Source organism: Salegentibacter sp. UBA1130 (assembly GCF_002311535.1).
GTDB classification, from domain to species: domain Bacteria; phylum Bacteroidota; class Bacteroidia; order Flavobacteriales; family Flavobacteriaceae; genus Salegentibacter; species Salegentibacter agarivorans.
On sequence record NZ_DCAP01000020.1, the window covers coordinates 386,428 to 404,092 of the forward strand.

The 17,665-nt window shown below is 37.5% G+C and carries 9 protein-coding genes; 2 read left to right on the plus strand and 7 right to left on the minus strand.

Annotated features, from left to right (window positions below; all coding sequences use genetic code 11):
- Positions 1 to 9 precede the first annotated feature (9 nt).
- The 4 genes from B4F31_RS07255 to B4F31_RS07270 all read right to left on the minus strand — a co-directional run bounded on the left by B4F31_RS07255 (position 10) and on the right by B4F31_RS07270 (position 9,033).
- Positions 10 to 3,108, minus strand: coding sequence for a SusC/RagA family TonB-linked outer membrane protein (locus B4F31_RS07255; protein WP_286760983.1), 3,099 nt, complete (start codon positions 3,106 to 3,108; stop codon positions 10 to 12).
- A 10-nt stretch (positions 3,109 to 3,118) separates the two neighbouring features.
- Positions 3,119 to 4,711, minus strand: a complete 1,593-nt coding sequence (locus tag B4F31_RS07260) for a glycoside hydrolase family 32 protein (RefSeq protein WP_093306072.1) — start codon at positions 4,709 to 4,711, stop codon at positions 3,119 to 3,121.
- 33 nt (positions 4,712 to 4,744) lie between these two features.
- Positions 4,745 to 6,064: a sugar porter family MFS transporter gene (locus tag B4F31_RS07265; protein ID WP_286760984.1), complete on the minus strand. Its 1,320-nt coding sequence runs from the start codon at positions 6,062 to 6,064 to the stop codon at positions 4,745 to 4,747.
- A gap of 242 nt (positions 6,065 to 6,306) precedes the next feature.
- Entirely contained in the window at positions 6,307 to 9,033 is a 2,727-nt protein-coding gene (locus B4F31_RS07270) for a substrate-binding domain-containing protein (protein WP_075325004.1), read from the minus strand.
- 175 nt (positions 9,034 to 9,208) lie between these two features.
- Here B4F31_RS07270 and galK point away from each other — a divergent pair, with 175 nt between their 5' ends.
- Both galK and B4F31_RS07280 read left to right on the plus strand, forming a co-directional pair.
- Entirely contained in the window at positions 9,209 to 10,372 is a 1,164-nt protein-coding gene (galK, locus tag B4F31_RS07275) for a galactokinase (protein WP_286760985.1), read from the plus strand.
- A gap of 10 nt (positions 10,373 to 10,382) precedes the next feature.
- Positions 10,383 to 11,423 carry a UDP-glucose--hexose-1-phosphate uridylyltransferase gene (locus B4F31_RS07280; RefSeq protein WP_093306076.1) on the plus strand — a complete coding sequence of 347 codons (1,041 nt, stop codon included), beginning with the start codon at positions 10,383 to 10,385 and terminating at the stop codon, positions 11,421 to 11,423.
- Positions 11,424 to 11,635: 212 nt separating this feature from the next.
- Here the strand turns inward: B4F31_RS07280 and B4F31_RS07285 are convergent, their stop codons facing one another.
- From B4F31_RS07285 to B4F31_RS07295, 3 genes are read right to left on the minus strand one after another with little or no spacing between them, the layout of a single operon-like run.
- Positions 11,636 to 12,952, minus strand: coding sequence for a sugar MFS transporter (locus tag B4F31_RS07285; protein WP_075325006.1), 1,317 nt, complete (start codon positions 12,950 to 12,952; stop codon positions 11,636 to 11,638).
- Positions 12,953 to 12,955: 3 nt separating this feature from the next.
- Entirely contained in the window at positions 12,956 to 15,325 is a 2,370-nt protein-coding gene (locus B4F31_RS07290; protein ID WP_286760986.1) for a GH92 family glycosyl hydrolase, read from the minus strand.
- Between the two features lie 41 nt (positions 15,326 to 15,366).
- A complete protein-coding gene (locus B4F31_RS07295) occupies positions 15,367 to 17,661 on the minus strand; it encodes a GH92 family glycosyl hydrolase (RefSeq protein WP_286760987.1) in 2,295 nt (764 codons plus the stop codon).
- Positions 17,662 to 17,665: the final 4 nt, after the last annotated feature.

Sequence of the window (17,665 nt, forward strand, 5' to 3'; positions counted from 1 at the left end):
TTGATGTTATTAAAGTGATAGGTTTAAGCCAAGAGTTAGTGTAAGTGGTTGAGGATAACCCCATCCTGCGTTTTCAGGATCAACTCCGGTAAAATCTGAAGAAGTTATCATTAGTAAATTCTGGCCACTCACGTATAATCTTGCATTGGTGAAATTCATTCTTTCCAGAAGTTCTTCCGATAGACTATATCCAACTTGTAAGTTTCTCAATTTCAGATATCTTCCATTCTCAACATAAAAAGTTGAAAATCTCGATTCGGCGTTATCATCAATAGTTGTTAGAGCCGGAACAGAAGAGTTCACGTTTTCTGGAGACCATGCGTTAAGAAGCCGGGTTCCTTTATTCGATCCTACGTCATCCACACTCCAAAAATCTGTTTGAAATTTTCGGTTATTGATCACATCTACATTTCCAACCCCTTGCCAGAAAGATGTAAAATCGAAATTTTTGTATCCAAGTGTAATATTAAATCCATAACTAAAGTCTGGATGTGGTATTCCTATCCAGGTACGGTCATCATCGGTAATCACACCATCGCCATCCAAATCTCTGTAACGGATACGGCCAAGACCTTTCCCTGCCTGTTCCGCAGAGTTCATTACTTCTTCCTCAGAAGTGAACAAACCATCAGTAACATAACCATACATTGAGTTAATAGGTCTCCCGAGAATATTATCTTCACCACCATCTCCGCCATAATTGTTCTGTACTTCCTCTGGCAGATAAGTTATTTCATTTCTATTAGTAGCAATGTTAGCAGAAATCTCATAGCTGAAATCTCCCTCGGTTTTATCACGATAAGTTAGTGCAAATTCCCAGCCTTCATTCTCCATAGAAGCTCCGTTCACCCATCTATTTCCACCTTCACCTATTGTCCCAAGATATGGAGGTAATACCAGGATATCTTCAGTTTCTTTGAAGTAGTAATCAATGTTTCCAAATAATTTATACCCGAAGAAGCCGAAATCAAGCCCAACATTGGTTTGGGTAGTAGTTTCCCATTTCAAATTGTCATTTCCTAACTGAATTCCTCTGAAACCTGAAGGCAATAAACCAGAACCGGCTCCAGAGAGATCGTAAGCAGTTCCATAAGAAGTTCCCCAGGTGGGATCACCTCCGGCATAATCTGAAACATATAATGAGTAAATAGCGTTGTTATCTATTTCCTGATTCCCTGTTTGTCCCCATCCAAGACGAAGTTTTAAATCTGATAGGAATGAATAGTTATCCGGAATGAAATCTTCCTCACTAATACGCCAACCGGCAGAAAAAGCGGGAAAAGTTCCAAAACGATTGTTTTCCCCAAATCTTGAAGAGCCATCTCGACGTATGGTACCCGAAAGCAGATATTTTCTATCAAAAGTGTAATCTATTTTCCCGAAGAAAGAAAGTAAACTGTATGAAGTGGCAGAACCACCATTATAGGCTTCTCCACTTCCCGCATCTGGATACATATATTCTGGAGTTTCAAGAATAAAACCTTCTCTTCTTAAATTTATATTTTTATAGTCGTCTCTAAACATCTCTGTTCCGGCGAGCAAATTCAAGTTATGCTTCTCCATATCTAACTCGTAAGTAGCCGTGTTAGTCCAGGTCCATTTTAAGCTTTTCCAATCTTCGATATTCACTGCAGTTTCATCGTTTTGCAAATAACCCGATTTATAACTTCTCTGAAGTGAACGACGATAAAAGTTGCTGTAATCAATTCCCAGGTTTGTTCTTACATGCAAATTTTCAATAATTTCAAGATCGGCGTAGGCATTCCCGAATATTCGGTGATATTCATAACCGTTATCCTTATTGTATTCCAACAAACGTACAGGATTCTGCCTATCGTTCATCCCGCCAACTGGTCCTCCCCATCCTTTTTCATCTGCGGTTCGAACAGGAATAATAGGAGATGCTTTCAATACCAGGTCCAAAACTCCTGGATTTTCGATCTCATTAGTTTTATTAAAGGTGAAGTTTTCCCCTATTTCCAGTCGGTCATTAAATAATTTATAGCTACTATTCATTCTCGCGGAAATCCTGTTAAATTCAGTAGTTTCTACAATTCCCTGGTTATCATAATATCCAAGGGAAAAAAGATAGTTCCCTTTTTCTGTTCCATTCGAGACAGATAAATCATAAGATTGTGCGAAGCCTGTTTGAGAAATTTCGTCAAACCAATCCGTATCCGCTGATAGTAAAGTTTGTTCCTCATCTAGATATTCAGGTACAATAATATTGTTTAGAACCGCCCCACCATTTTCATTATTATTCCAATCAAATTGGTATCTCAGGTTATTAGAATTAGGTTCAATACCGTCATTAACCTGTGCCTGCCATAGAACACGACCATATTGCTCTGCATTAAGTACATCCTGTCTGTTAGCATAATTCGAGGCTGAAACATAAGTATTAAGGTTAACCTGCATTCTACCTTCTTTACCTTTTTTGGTAGTCACAATAATTACCCCGTTGGAAGCCCTGGAACCGTAAATACTTGCAGAAGAAGCATCTTTTAATACTTGTATAGATTCAATGTCGTTCGGATTCAATTCATGCATGCCGGCCTTTGTAGGAACTCCATCAATCACATATAAAGGGTCTGTATTGTTAAGAGTACCAACTCCACGTATTACTACCTGAGTATTTGCACCACTGGGAGAACCATCTGAAGTTATTTGAACTCCAGGAAGCCTCCCCTGTAATCCTCTAATAGGATTTGGTTCGGGCTGTTTATTTAATTCATCCATGTCTACTACAGATACTGCTCCTGTAATGTCTGTTCTCCTTTGAGAGGTGTATCCCGTTACCACCACATCATCTAGTTGCTGATCATCCACAATTAGCGAAACATCAATATTTGTTTGATTATTTACAGCTACTCTTTTAGTTTGAAAACCTAAATAACTATAGACTAAAGTAGCCTGGGGATCAATGTTTTCAATTATATAGTTTCCATCAAAATCTGTAATCACACCTTCATTTGTTCCTTCCACTTGAATAGCAACTCCGGGTAATGGCATTTGATCATCATCAGAAATCACATTTCCTGATACGTCTATTCCCTGTGCCCACATAGAAAGGGGTAAAAGAAATAGTATTAATAATTTGGAATTCATAGGTTATGGGTTAGTTGAGGTTTACTTGATTAATTTTTAGATTCTTTAAATTGAATTCATTTCCTTCAGCACTAAAGTTTCTAATAGGCTGCTCCGGAAAGAAAATTTCAGTCATCACGGTTTCACCATCGTCGAAAAAGAGTTCTATAGACATATTATCTACTATCGCTTTTACTTTTAAATTTGAATCTTTTGAAAGTCGTGGTGCTGTTGAAACTTTATCACCAAAATTCTCATTGAAATCGGTCAGACCAGAATTGCTTCGATCTAAATAAAATTCTTCTGTACTATGATCGTAGCCAAATTTCAAAACATCATCTCCCTCACTGGAAAGGCTAAAATGATATTCCTGATCTTTTAAATCCTGTATTTCAAAGGAGATCACTGAATTTGAAATATCTATTTCTTCTGAAGTTGCTATTTGCGTTTTCCCTTCAACTGAAACAGTACTTTTAGTGAATTTTTCACCCTTATAATTTTGAAGTTCCGCTGCAGGAGTGGAAACTATACGGTAAGTATCTCCTGTTTTGTTAAGTTTAATTTCCCTGGCAATAGTCATGGCGCTTCTCCAGGTTTCGGTGGGAACTTCGTTTGCATATTGCCAGTTAGACATCCAGCCAATAAACAAATGCCGGCCATCTTCTTCTGGAATATTGGCCCAGGTTACCCCGGCATAATTATCTTTTCCAAAATCCAACCAGTAATGATGATCTTCACCCAAATCCTGCATAGAATCATCTAAAGTGAAGGTCTTTCCATCAAAGTCACCCACAAAATATTGAGTCCCGGAGCCTCCATTGAAACCACCCGGATTTAAGCTTTGGATCAAAACCCACTTTTTCTCTTCAGATCCTTCCACTTTCATCTGTATAAAATCGGGGCATTCCCAAACTCCTCCATGGGCACCTATCCCCTTGCCGAATTCAGAAGCTAATTCCCAATCCTTCAAATTTTGAGAAGTATAAAACATCGTTATATCATCCGCAGAAAGTACCATAACCCATTGATCGTGTACTTCATCGCGGGTTATTTTTGGATCGCGAAAATCACGAATCCCGGGATTTTCAATTACTGGATTTCCTTCATATTTAGTAAAAGTTTTTCCTTCATCCAGGCTATAAGCAATGGCCTGGGTTTGGTAGTCTTCCCGGCCTTCTTCTTCTCCTTTAGGATCGTGATAGGTAAACATCGCAATTACCGGCGCGGTTTCTCCATCCCCAAAGCCAGATGTGTTTTCAGTATCTACTACCGCGCTTCCCGAGAAAATATAGCCTTGTTCATCGGGCTTCAGTGCTATGGGCTGTTCTTCCCACTTAATCATATCTTTACTGGTAGCGTGACCCCAATGCATAGGGCCCCAGGTATTTCCTTCAGGATAATATTGAAAGAATAAATGGTAAGTTCCGTTAAGGAAAAACATCCCGTTAGGATCGTTCATCCAGTTTTCATTGGGAGTAAAATGAAAAGCCGGTCTAAAGTCGGTATCGTTTTGAGCGGTAACTTCCGGCGTTTCCTCATTAGTCTCTTTAATGTTATCCTTACACGAAAACATCAGCATCGCGCTTAACAGACAGGAAGAAAGAAATATAAATTTATTTTTCATAATAGATTATTTTATTGTTGAAAAGCTTGATTGTTAGTACTCGGGGGATAATTCTTCACCTAAATCCTCGAGAGTTTTTCCTTTGGTTTCGGGCATCATAAAAATCACAAAGATTAGCTGTAGCACCATCATAAAGGCAAAAAATGCAAATACGTAACCGGGACCTATCGTAGCAAAAAGCACAGGTACTAAAGAAGGTACGATTGCCGCCAGGACCCAATGTGTAGAAGAACCAAATGCCTGGCCCGAGGCTCTTAAGTGGTTCGGGAATATTTCAGAAATAAATACCCAAATTACCGCTCCCTGTCCTATGGCGTGCGCCGCGATAAACAGGAATAGAAAAATAGGCACCCAAAGTCCGCCCCAATTTAGAAAGAATGCTGCAGCTACCAGGGATAAGGAGATGATATAGCCTATAGAGCCCGCAAACATAAGTTTTTTCCTCCCTACTTTATCGATTAGAAAAACTCCAAGAAGGGTGAAAAGTAGATTTACCACGCCTATTCCAATACTACTTAATAAGGCTGTGTTGGCTTCTAAGCCGGCCGATTCAAAAATCCGCGGAGCGTAATAGAGAAAAGCATTTATACCGGAAAGCTGATTAAAAAACGCAACCAGGAACGCCAGGATTAATGGAAAGCGATACTTTTTCATAAAAATATTCTCGCCGGTAATCTGACTTTCAGATTGCTTTTTAATTTCTATCATTCTTTTTTCCAGATCGGCCTCTGGATTAATATCCTGAAGTATTTTAGCTGCCTCTTCGTTTCTGGATTTAGAGATAAGCCAACGCGGACTTCTGGGAATAAATACCACAAAAAGGATATAAATAAATGCAGGAATCGCTTCTACACCTACCATCCATCGCCAGGGTTGAGCTCCGGTGTCACGAAGTAAATAATTAGAAAGGTAAGCGATTAAAATCCCTAAAACGATATTGAATTGATAAAGGGATACTAGCCTACCTCTATCTTTAGGCGGTGCGATCTCGGAAACATAAGTAGGTGCGGCAATTGTTGAAGCACCAACGCCTAATCCTCCCAGAAACCGGAAAATAGCAAAGGTAATAGGATCATTAGCGAAGGCTGAACCCAGGGCCGAAAGGAGATATAGTACTCCTATTATTATAAGGGTATTTTTTCTTCCGAACTTATTTGTGGGGATTCCTCCAAAAATAGCACCCACTACAGTTCCCCAAAGCGCCATCGCCATAACGATAGAGCCGTGAAAAGCATCTGAGGTTCCCCATAATTCCTGTAGCTGTTTATCGGCTCCGGAAATAACTACGGTGTCAAATCCGAAAAGAAAACCTGCTAATGCAGCACTAATTGACCAGGCAAAAATTTTACTCATATCGTAATTTCTAAGTGAGAAACTAAGCTATGTTTAAAACTCCTGCCTGTATTTTAGGAATCCTTAAAATGATTACAAAAATGTTAATTAAATCGAAATAAATTGTAAAGTACTTTATATACAGGGCCTTACAGGAATTCATAAAAATTTACGAAACCGTTATAGTTTAACATATGATACAAAAAGTTTAATTTTGATACCTAAATAAAAATACTATTCGAAATCGATATAGTTTATTCAAGCTAGTTTCTGAACTTTTTTGGAGTAGTTCCATATTTATTCTTAAAGGAGGTGGAAAAATAGCCCGGAGAAGCATAACCTACTTCATAGGCAATTTCAGAGATATTTAAATTAGTTTCCTGTAGAAGACTCTTAGCTTTACTCAATCTTTGTGAATTTATATAATCGCTTATGCTAATTCCCATTATCGCTTTTACCTTTCGATAAAGTTGCACCCGCGAGATTCCCATTTGTTGCGCTAAATCTTCTACATTAAAATTAGCGTGCTTTAAATTCTTTTCAATAATTTGATTCAGATCTTTAAGAAAGTTCTGTTCAGAATCTTCAAATTTATTGTCTTTTACCTGATCTATCTTGTTGGTATAATAATACCGCAATTTTTCCCTGTTAAACAACGCTGAACGTAATGATTCCTTTAAAATTTCAAAATTAAAGGGTTTGGTGATATAAGAGTCGGCTCCCGCTTTCAAGGCCTTTATGCGAGATTCTTCATCGCCTAATGCTGTAAGAATCAAAGTTGGAATGTGGGAAGTTCGCAAATCCCTCTTAAGTTCCTGGCAGATCTCAAAACCGCTTTTTTCTGGAAGGTTGATATCACAAATAATTACATCCGGAATAATTTCCAATGCTTTTTCAATAGCGTCTGTTCCATCAGAAAGTTCTACCCGGTAATCTCCCAGCAATCTTTTCTTCAAGAGATAAGATAGATCTTCATTATCTTCAATAATTAAAATAGTTTCAGCATTTCCATTTAAGGACTGCGAAAGCTCTTCCGGAATAAAAGTACTTTTTAATGCCTTTTCTGACTCTTCTTTCTTAATTTCTGAAGTATCTTCTGAAAATTCATATTCAGAAAGATGATTTTTACCCTTTAATAATTCAATTTTAAATTCCGCACCCTGATGCGATGAAACCGAAATATTACCTTTATGTAGTTCAACAAATTGTCGGGTAATATAAAGTCCGAGACCGGAACTGGGTTTGGTATTATTACCGGCCTGTCTAAATGGATCAAATATTTTTTGAAAATCTTCTTTTGGAATTCCTATCCCAGAATCTTTAAAACGCACTTCAACTTTATCTTCGCCTCTCTCTTCTACCTTAATACTAATCTGTCCATTTTTAGGAGTGAATTTAAAAGCGTTGGAAAGCATATTAAAAAACACCTTGTCCATCATATCTCTATCCATATAAATCATAATCTCCTTATTGTTGGTCTCCAGACGAAGATCAATAGACTTTCTTAGCGCTTCGGTTTCAAAATCTTCATATATATTACTTATAAATTCGTATAAATTAGTTTTTAATGGCTTAAGCCTAAAGCTCCCGCTTTCCAGTTTTCTAAAATCTAGAAGTTCATTGATAAGCCTAAGCAACCTACCCGAATTTTTGCTTATAAGGTTAGTTTCATAAGCAAAATCTTTAAGCTGTTTATAAGGATTTTGTGATATACTTTCTATCGCGCTGGTAATTAATGTTAGCGGAGTTTTAAATTCGTGAGAAAGAGCTGTAAAGAAATTGATCTTTACTTCATTTGAGACCTTTAATTGTTCTGCAAATTTTTCTATTTGATTGCGTTGGGTAATTATTTTCTCATTGTTTAGTTCCAGTCTGCGTTTTCGCTTCCTTAATTTAAATACCAAATAAACTGCCCAAAATCCAAGCAATAAGAGTAAAACAATTAGGCCAACCATAATTTTTAAAAGGTTGGACTGTGAGTTATAAGTAGCTACCTGTTCTGTGATTATTTTTTGTTGCTGTTCGATATCATTTTGCTGCTGGTTCATTTTATTGAACTGATTCTGCATGATTTCCACATTCACCTTATCTATAACTACAGTACTCAGAATATTATTTTTGTCAATCTGGTCTCCCTCAAGTAGTTTAACAGCAAGCTTAATGGCTTCAGCACCACCAGTGGGGTAAAGCACGGTAGCTGCGAGAACATCTTCTTTTACAAGTTGTATTCCTCCGCTAGGGCCAAAAAGCCCGTCTACTCCAATTATTTGGATGCTATCTTCAAGATTTTTGCTACGTGCCACTTCCCAGGCACCCATTGCCATACGGTCGTTATGCGCAAAAATATAATCTATACTTCCCACTGAATCTAAAATAGATTTCAAATTATCACCTACTGAAGTTTTTTCCCAATCCCCTGCAATGGACGCCACAATATCCACGTTCTCCTGATTGGTCACGACTTCATTAAATCCCTGGCTACGTTCAAAAGCCGGGGAAGAAGTTTGAAGTCCGGTTATTTCAATCAGCTCTAAGTTTTGATTAGGCTTTGAATTGGAAACAATATAATTTGCTGCATTTTTACCTATTTCAACATTATTTGCTCCCACATATGCGGTATAGTTGCTTCCTTCAATTTTACGGTCTATCACTATGGTTGGAATCCCGGCATTCATGGCTTTTTCTATTACCGGGGTGATAGGAACCGATTGAATGGGAGAGACGATTAAAACATCTACTTCAGTAGAAATAAACTCTTCTATTTGCTTAATTTGTCTTGAGACATCATTTTGAGCATCTTTAATGTGAAGTTTATAACCGGGGTGCATAGAAGCTTCTACCTCCATCGCTCTGTTCATTTCTTTCCGCCAATTATCGGTAGTCATTGCCTGTACAAAACCAATCTGGAATTCATCCTGCTCTGGTTCGTCAGTACAGGAACCAAAAAACAAGAATCCGGCAATAACCAACACCAAACCTAAAAACCTCATAAACAAAATATTGAATGGAAAAATTCCTCTAAAAAACCCGGGAAATAAATTAATGAAAGATAGAAAATGAATTTGGATAAATAAAAACCGCTTTTAAGACTTGTAAATTTCATTCAATTTTAAATGAACGTAAAATTCACATTTATTATCTTTGAATTCTAAAAAGCAATTGCAATTGAAAGCAGTAGAGAATAATCATACTATTCCAGAAGATTTTAGGAATTTTAAAACCGAAGTAAAAGTCGCCTCCCCTGGGAGAATTAATTTAATTGGCGAACATACCGATTATAACCAGGGCTTTGTTATGCCCTCGGCCATAGACAAGAAAATCTATTTTAAATTCAGGAAAAATAATAATGATAATCTATGCCGAATTTATAGTGAAACCTTTGAAACCTATGTAGAATTTAACCTGGATAAAATTTTAAAAAGTAAAAATTCCTGGGAGAATTATTTGCTTGGTGTAATTGATGAAATTCAGAAACTGGGGAAAACTCTTAAAGGTTTTGACTGTATTTTAAAGAGCGAATTACCCATTGGTGCCGGGATTAGCTCTTCAGCAGCGTTAGAATGTGGTTTTGCAGGCGGTTTAAATTCATTATTCAGTTTAAACCTGCCGCAAATGGAAATTGTAAAACTTTCCCAACGGGCAGAAAATAATTTTGTGGGCAGTAACTGCGGAATTATGGACCAATTTGCTTCAGTAATGAGCAAAAAGAATCATTTTATCAAACTGGATTGCGAATCTTTGGAAGCAGAATTTATTCCGGCAGAAATCAAGAATTGTAAATTGCTACTTTTAAATACCAATGTGTCCCATAACCTGGCCGATAGCGAATACAATTCCCGCCGGCAGCAATGTGAAAATGCAGTGCAGATTATTCAGCAAAAATATCCGAAAGTAAAAGCTTTAAGGCACGTAAGTTTTGAAATGCTAGAAGAATTTAAAGAAAAAATTGGTCCTGTAAGTTTAAAACGCTGCCGCTACGTACTGAAAGAAAATGCACGTGTTATGAAAACCGAGAAAGCGTTAAGTAGCGGAAACTTAAAAGAGTTGGGGAAATTAATGTATGCTTCCCACCGCGGTTTGCAACATCAATATGAAGTAAGCTGCCCCGAGCTGGATTTTCTGGTTGATTTTTCTGAAGATAAAAGTTTTATTTACGGCTCCCGAATGATGGGCGGTGGTTTTGGCGGGTGTACCATAAATTTAATTGAAAGTGATAAAATTGATGAATATATCACCGAAGTAACAAAAGCTTACCAGGAGAAATTTAATATTACTCCAACGCCAATAACGGTGGTACCTGATGAAGGTACCCAAATTACTAAAGTTTAAATAGCGAAAAATGAACACAGAACTAAACAAGCACCCGCATAGAAGATATAATATTTTAACCGGGGAATGGATTTTGGTATCACCCCACCGAACCAAGCGCCCCTGGCAGGGAAAAACCGAAAAAAATAACCAGGAAAAACGGGAAAGTTACGATGCATCCTGCTATTTATGTCCTGGAAATTCAAGAATGGGTGGAGAAACCAATCCCGATTATAAAGGTGTTCATTCTTTTGAAAATGATTTTCCCGCACTTCTCCCCAGCGGCCCCACTGATGATTTTGAAAACGGACTTTTAAAAGCAGAAAGTGAAACCGGAATTTGCAAAGTGGTATGCTTTTCTCCAGATCACTCCCTCACTCTCCCATTAATGGAGGTAGAAGATATCACAAAAGTGGTGGGCTTATGGAAGAAAGAATTTGAAGAACTGGGTAGCAAAGAGAATATAAATTATGTTCAAATCTTTGAAAATAAAGGCGCCATGATGGGTTGCAGCAATCCGCATCCTCACGGCCAAATTTGGTCTCAAAGATCTATTCCTACAGAAATTTTAAAGAAATCGCAACATTTTAAAGATTACTGGAATAAAAATAAGAGCAGTTTATTGGGCGATTATTTAAAGCAAGAACTGGAATTAAATGAGCGTATTTTAGCAAAAAATGAACATTTTGTTGTGCTTATTCCATACTGGGCAGTTTGGCCCTACGAGGCGATGATTATTCCCAAAAAACAACATCAACATATTGGGCAGTTGAATGCTGAAGAAGAAAAAGCTTTTGCTGAAATTATTAAAAAGCTCACTATAAAATACGATAACCTTTTTGAAACTTCTTTTCCTTATTCTTCAGGAATTCATCAGGCTCCAACTGATGGTAAAGAGTATCCGGAATGGCATTTTCATATGAGTTTTTATCCTCCACTATTAAGATCGGCTACGGTTAAGAAATTCATGGTAGGTTACGAAATGTTTGCCGGCCCACAAAGAGATATTACCGCAGAACAGGCAGCTCATAATTTACAGGAACTCCCTGATGTTCATTATTTAGAGCGGTAGACAATTATGGGTTTGATTTTCATTTACTGATAAACAATTTATTCTTGTTCACCTGAATTAAATTACCGGTAAATCTAAGCTATAAAAAAAGCTCCTCAATTGAGGAGCTTTTTAACGTTGCGTCTCGCTATTTTCGTAAACTCTTAGCATTTCACAAAACTTTTCAGAAAACCGATTTTCGCTTTTTCTGAAATCGGCAGCTTAATAAAAGTTTAATTATTCATTATAACTGCTCTCCTTTTGTTAGTCCAGGCATAATAAAATATATAAGCATAACAGATCATCACTAAAATTAAGGCAATTTTAAAGCTATAGGAGTCGGTTAAAAATCCATAAGCCGGTGGTATAATCGCGCCTCCAACTATCATTGTACAAAGTACACCTGACCCCTGGGCTTTATCATCTCCCAAGCCGTCTAAAGCAAGGCTAAAAATTGTTGGGAACATAATAGAATTAAATAAGCCCACGGCAATAATCGTCCACATAGCTACAAGACCTACCGAAAAGGTAGATATAAGTATCATACTTATTGCTCCTACTGCAAATACACTTAAAACCCGCGCCGGGTTAAAAATAGTGGTTAAATAAGAACCAATAAACCTTCCTATCATAGCTCCTGTCCAGTAGAAGGTCACAAAAACACCAACTACCGCCATATCACTTGACGCTGAAATACCAGTGCTTAAAATCCAGCTTGCTATGGTGCGCATAAAAGATGTTTCTCTTACAGTTTCAGCCAAATCAAGACTTAAAAAATAATTTACCATATAACTTCCTAATGCAACTTCTGCCCCTACATAACAGAAAAGGCCAATAGCTCCCAGGATTAAGTTTCGATTCTTTAAAACTCCCCGGTAATCATTAGAAGCTTCTTTATCTCCAACTTTGGGGAGATTTACAAAAAAGAAAACAATTGCAATTATTATTATAAAAGCGGCAATACCAAGGAAAGGTGTTTGCACAGCAGAGGCTTCAGAAATATAATAGCTTGTTTGCGCAGTAGGATCCAGGGCTTCAATCTCGGCAGTAGTTTTCACTTTATCCTGAAGAATGAATAAAGCTCCTAAAGCTGGTGCAATTGCCGTACCCAGGGAATTAAAAGCCTGTGATAGATTAAGTCGGCTCGAAGCTGTTTTTTCAGGACCTAAAATAGTAACATAAGGATTTGCTGCTACCTGCAATATGGTAATCCCGGCTGCGAGGGTAAAATACCCAAACATAAAAATTCCGAAGATACGATAGGAAGCTGCAGGGTAAAAAAGTAAGCAGCCAACAGCCATAGTAACCAAACCTAAAATAATTCCTTTTTTATATCCAATTTTTGATAAAATATATCCTGCAGGTATAGAAAGTAAAAAATATGCGCCAAAGAATGCAAATTGTACCATCCCTGCCTGGAAATAAGAAAGGGTAAAAACTTCTCTTAATCTTGGTATAAGTGAATCTACCAGCACGGTAATAAAACCCCATAGAAAAAAGAGGATAGTAACAAATATAAAAGCTGTACGATAAGATTTCTTTTGATTCATGTTCTACTTATTTTCTCTGTAAATTTCTTTATTTGGCTCGCTACTCATATAAAATTTTAATTCTCCTCCGTCCATAATATCTGTATGGTCTATAAAAGGCTCTTTTAGGACCTCTCCATTAAGTTCTACCTTTGAAACAAATACATTTTCTGCAGACTGGTTATTGGCAATTACTGTAAAAGTATTCCCATTATCCAGATTTATTGTTGCCCTATTAATAGCCGGACTCCCTAACGCGTATTCTGTAGAGCCGGGTGCTACTGGATAAAAACCAAAACTACTGAAAATATACCAGGCGCTCATTTGGCCAAAATCATCATTTCCACCTAAACCATCTGCACCGGTTTGGTATTGATCTTTGAGAATCATTCTTATTTTATCCTGAGATTTCCAGGGAGTATCGGTCCAATTGTATAAATAAGCAACATGGTGCGATGGCTCGTTTCCATGTACATAATTGCCAATTATTCCTTCACGCGAAATATCTTCTGTGTTTTCAAAATATTTATCGGGTAATTCCATTGAAAACAAAGAATCTAAATGTTGGGAGAATTGTTGCTTTCCGCCCATCATCTCAATCATTTCGGCCGGCTGATGTGGAACATAGAGACTATAATTCCAGGCATTTCCTTCAATAAATCCCTGCCCGTGTGTATCTAGAGCATCAAATTCCTTTTTAAATTCACCATTATCCAATTTTGGGCGCATAAAGCCAGATGCCGAATCATAAACATTTTTATAATTTTCAGATCTTTTGCTGAATTCTTCAAAAACTTCCTGGTTTCCTAATTTTTTAGCGGCTTGAGCAATGGCCCAATCATCGTAAGCATATTCCAGGGTTTTAGATACTGAAGCACCATTTTTATCTTCAGGAACATATCCTTTTTCCATATAGTACTCCAGGCCATCGTAATACCCAGTTTTTGCAGTTTGTACCATCGCCTCTAAAGCACGTTCTTCATCAAAACCAGTATTGCCTTTAACTATCGCATCAGAGATTACCGAAGCGCTGTGATAACCAATCATACACCAGTTCTCATTGGCATAATGTGACCAAACCGGTAGCATTTTATGAACACTTTGGTCATAATGTGCCAGCATTGCTTCTACCATATTGCTATTACGCTCGGGTTGTAAAATATTAAACAGCGGATGTAAAGCCCGGTACGTATCCCAAAGTGAAAAACTGGTATAATTGACAAAATTTTCTGCCTGGTGAATATTCATATCTATCCCGCGGTATTTTCCATCCACATCCATATATTCGGTTGGGCCCAAAAATGAGTGATACATAGCGGTGTAAAAGTTGGTCATTTCAGCATCATTTTCAGCATCTACCACTACTTTATTTAATTCTTTATTCCACTGCTCGCGAGCATCATTTTTAACTTTATCAAAATCCCAATGTGGAATTTCAGCCTTCATATTATTAAGCGCTCCTTCTGAACTTACCGGGGAAATTGCCAGTTTAATTTGAAGTTTTTCTTCGGCTTCCATATCAAAATCAAAATACATCCTGATTTTTTCTCCTGCTATTTCCGGGAAATTCTCATCCTGATCAAACTTCCTCCAGAAACCATTATAAGGTTGTTTATCGTAGCGTGCCCGCCCGTAATTTTTTATTGGCTTATCAAAGCTCATTGCAAAGAACACTTTACGTGTTCTAGCCCAGCCATTGGTTTGTCTAAATCCTGTTATTAAGGTGTCGTTTTCTACCCTAACAAAGGTCCATACATTTTTATCGTCGTAATTATAAATACCAGACATTAAATCCAGGATTACATGCGCCTCTTCTTTATCTGCAAAAGTGTAACGGTGCATTCCTACACGAGTTGAAGCAGTCATTTCAGCTTCAATATTATAATCTTCTAATAAAACTTTATAATATCCAGCTTCGGCTGTTTCTTTTTCGTGGGAAAAACGGGAACGATAACCGCTATCGGGATTGGTTTCTGTTCCAGGATTCAATTTTAATTCTCCTGTGGTGGGCATTATTAAGAAATCACCCAAATCGGAATGGCCGGTCCCGCTAAAATGGGTATGACTAAAACCAACAATCGTAGAATCATCATACTGGTAACCCGCGCAATATTTATAAACATCGGGGTTGTATTTGCCATCTACCGCGTAAGGAATGGTATCGGTATCTGGACTTAATTGCACGCTTCCAAAAGGCACCGTAGCGCCAGGATAAGTATGTCCCATTTTGGCTGTACCAATCATAGGATCTACAAATTGAGCGAGATCTTTTATATCATCCTTAGAAGATAAATTATTCGCTTGAGTGGTTTTTTCTTCTTTCCCGCAGGAAAAAAACAACAGGAACATTAAAAATGCTCCTGTTGAAGTAATAAAATTATTGTTGAATTTCATTCTTTTTTAATTTATGTAGATTGAAAGCTTCATCTCACATATTATAATTCATTAGTCAAAGAATACGGGAAATCTGATTTTTTAGTCCCTCGATTCTTATTAGGGGTATCACCCATTTCTATATCGATTACCGCGCCTTTCATAAGTTCCTTATGACTTAAATAATTCTTTGTGTAATTTTTGCCGTTTAATTCCATTTTCTGAATATACTTGTTGGAATCACTATTTTGAGGAGCATTAATAATAAGCTCATTTCCATTTTCAAGTTTTACAGTTACTTTTTTGAAAAGCGGAGCACCCATTACGTATTCATCTGTAGCCGGGGCGACAGGATAGAAGCCCATTGCAGAAAATACATACCATGCTGAAGTTTGTCCATTATCTTCATCGCCGCAATAACCATCTGGTGTAGGTTGGTACATTCTATCCATAGTTTCTCGAACCCAATATTGAGCTTTCCACGGTTCCCCGGCATAATTATATAGGTAAATCATATGCTGAATTGGCTGATTTCCGTGTGCATATTGCCCCATATCGGCAACTTGCATTTCCCGGATTTCATGGATAACCCCACCGTAATAACTTTCATCAAAAACCGGTGGCATTTCAAATACTTTATCTAATTGATCTACAAATTCTTTTTTACCTCCCATTAGATCGATTAATCCCTGTGGATCGTGAAATACTGACCAGGAGTAATGCCAGCTGTTACCTTCAGTAAATGCATCTCCCCATTTAAAAGGATTAAAATCTTCTACAAACTCCCCGTTCTCTTTCTTACCACGCATTAGTTTAGTTTCCGGATCATAAAGTTTTTTGTAATTAAGACTTCGTTCTTTATAAAGTTCAATTTCTTCTTTAGGGCGATTCAGTTTTTTTGCCAGTTGATATATAGCAAAATCGTCATACGCATATTCTAAAGTTCTGGCGGCATTTTCATTAATACCAACATCATAAGGAACATAACCCAGATCTTTATAATATTCAGCGCCGGCACGGCCTACGGCAGTCATTGGCCCTTCATTATTTGCTCCATTTAGAAGTGCTTCATATAATAAATCGATATCATAATCAAACTTCCCATCGGTTTTTAAATAAGCATCTGCAACAACTGAGGCCGAGTTATTTCCTACCATAATATTCCTAAGACCCGGGCTCGCCCATTCTGGCAACCAACCGCTTTCTTTGTAAGCATTAGCAAGACCTTTTTGGATATTAGCATTTAGTTCGGGGTACATTAAATTTAAGAATGGAAATAAAGAGCGAAAGGTATCCCAAAAACCGGTATCGGTAAACATATAACCAGGTAAAACTTCCCCGTTATACGGGCTATAATGCACTACTTCGCCTTCAGCATTATATTCATAAAATTTTCGTGGAAAAAGTAAGGAACGGTACAAAGCAGAATAGAATGTTGCTACTTCATCTGGAGTTCCACCTTCCACTTTAATTCTGGAAAGTTCCTTATTCCATTCTTTGCGACCTTTTTCTTTTACGGTTTCAAAATCGTCATTTCCTATTTCTTTCAGGTTCAATTCGGCCTGATCATAACTTATAAACGATGAAGCTACCTTTGCATTAATAACTTCCCCTTTTTCAGTTTTAAAACTGATCACACTCCCAACGTGTTCAGCCTCAACTTCCAGGTCTTCTGAAATTTCTTCACCATTAAAGGTATGCGAAGCGGTAAACTTTTTATCGAATTCTATAATGAAATAGTTCCTGAAATTATCTGGTACTCCTCCACTATTTTTAGTGGTATACCCAATTATTTTGTTTTCTTCAGGAATAACCTTTACATAAGAACCCATATCCAATGCATCTATAACAACATGCGAACTATCAGATTCCGGAAAAGTAAAGCGGAAACGGGCAGCTCTTGATGTTGGGGTAATTTCGGTAGTTATATCATGATCGGCAAGATATACGCTATAATAGTGCGGATTTACTTTTTCAGATTTATGTGAAAACCAACTGGCCCGGGTGTCTTCATTGAAACGAATTTTTCCGGTTATGGGCATAATAGCAAACTGGCCATAATCGTTCATCCATGGTGAGGGTTGGTGCGTTTGTTTAAATCCGCGCAATTTATCGGCAGTATACTGGTAGGCCCAACCATGACCCATTTTACCGGTTTGTGGAGTCCAAAAATTCATTCCCCAGGGCCGCGCAATGGCCGGGTACACATTCCCATTTGACATGCTTGGCTTAGAATCTGTTCCCATTAACGGTTTTACCCAATCTACAGGGTTTTCAACCTTTTCTACAAGATAGTCCTGTGCATTGACAAACGTTGCAAAAAAGCAAAACGCAAGGACAAAAAAATTAGTTTTCATATAG

Excerpts from the sequence above, each read along its gene's own strand:
- B4F31_RS07285 (WP_075325006.1), bottom strand. The coding sequence starts at position 12,952 with ATGAATCAAAAGAAATCTTATCGTACAGCTTTTATATTTGTTACTATC.
- B4F31_RS07255 (WP_286760983.1), bottom strand. The coding sequence starts at position 3,108 with ATGAATTCCAAATTATTAATACTATTTCTTTTACCCCTTTCTATGTGG.
- B4F31_RS07265 (WP_286760984.1), bottom strand. The coding sequence starts at position 6,064 with ATGAGTAAAATTTTTGCCTGGTCAATTAGTGCTGCATTAGCAGGTTTT.
- B4F31_RS07295 (WP_286760987.1), bottom strand. The coding sequence starts at position 17,661 with ATGAAAACTAATTTTTTTGTCCTTGCGTTTTGCTTTTTTGCAACGTTT.
- B4F31_RS07280 (WP_093306076.1), top strand. The coding sequence starts at position 10,383 with ATGAACACAGAACTAAACAAGCACCCGCATAGAAGATATAATATTTTA.
- B4F31_RS07270 (WP_075325004.1), bottom strand. The coding sequence starts at position 9,033 with ATGAGGTTTTTAGGTTTGGTGTTGGTTATTGCCGGATTCTTGTTTTTT.
- B4F31_RS07260 (WP_093306072.1), bottom strand. The coding sequence starts at position 4,711 with ATGAAAAATAAATTTATATTTCTTTCTTCCTGTCTGTTAAGCGCGATG.
- B4F31_RS07290 (WP_286760986.1), bottom strand. The coding sequence starts at position 15,325 with ATGAAATTCAACAATAATTTTATTACTTCAACAGGAGCATTTTTAATG.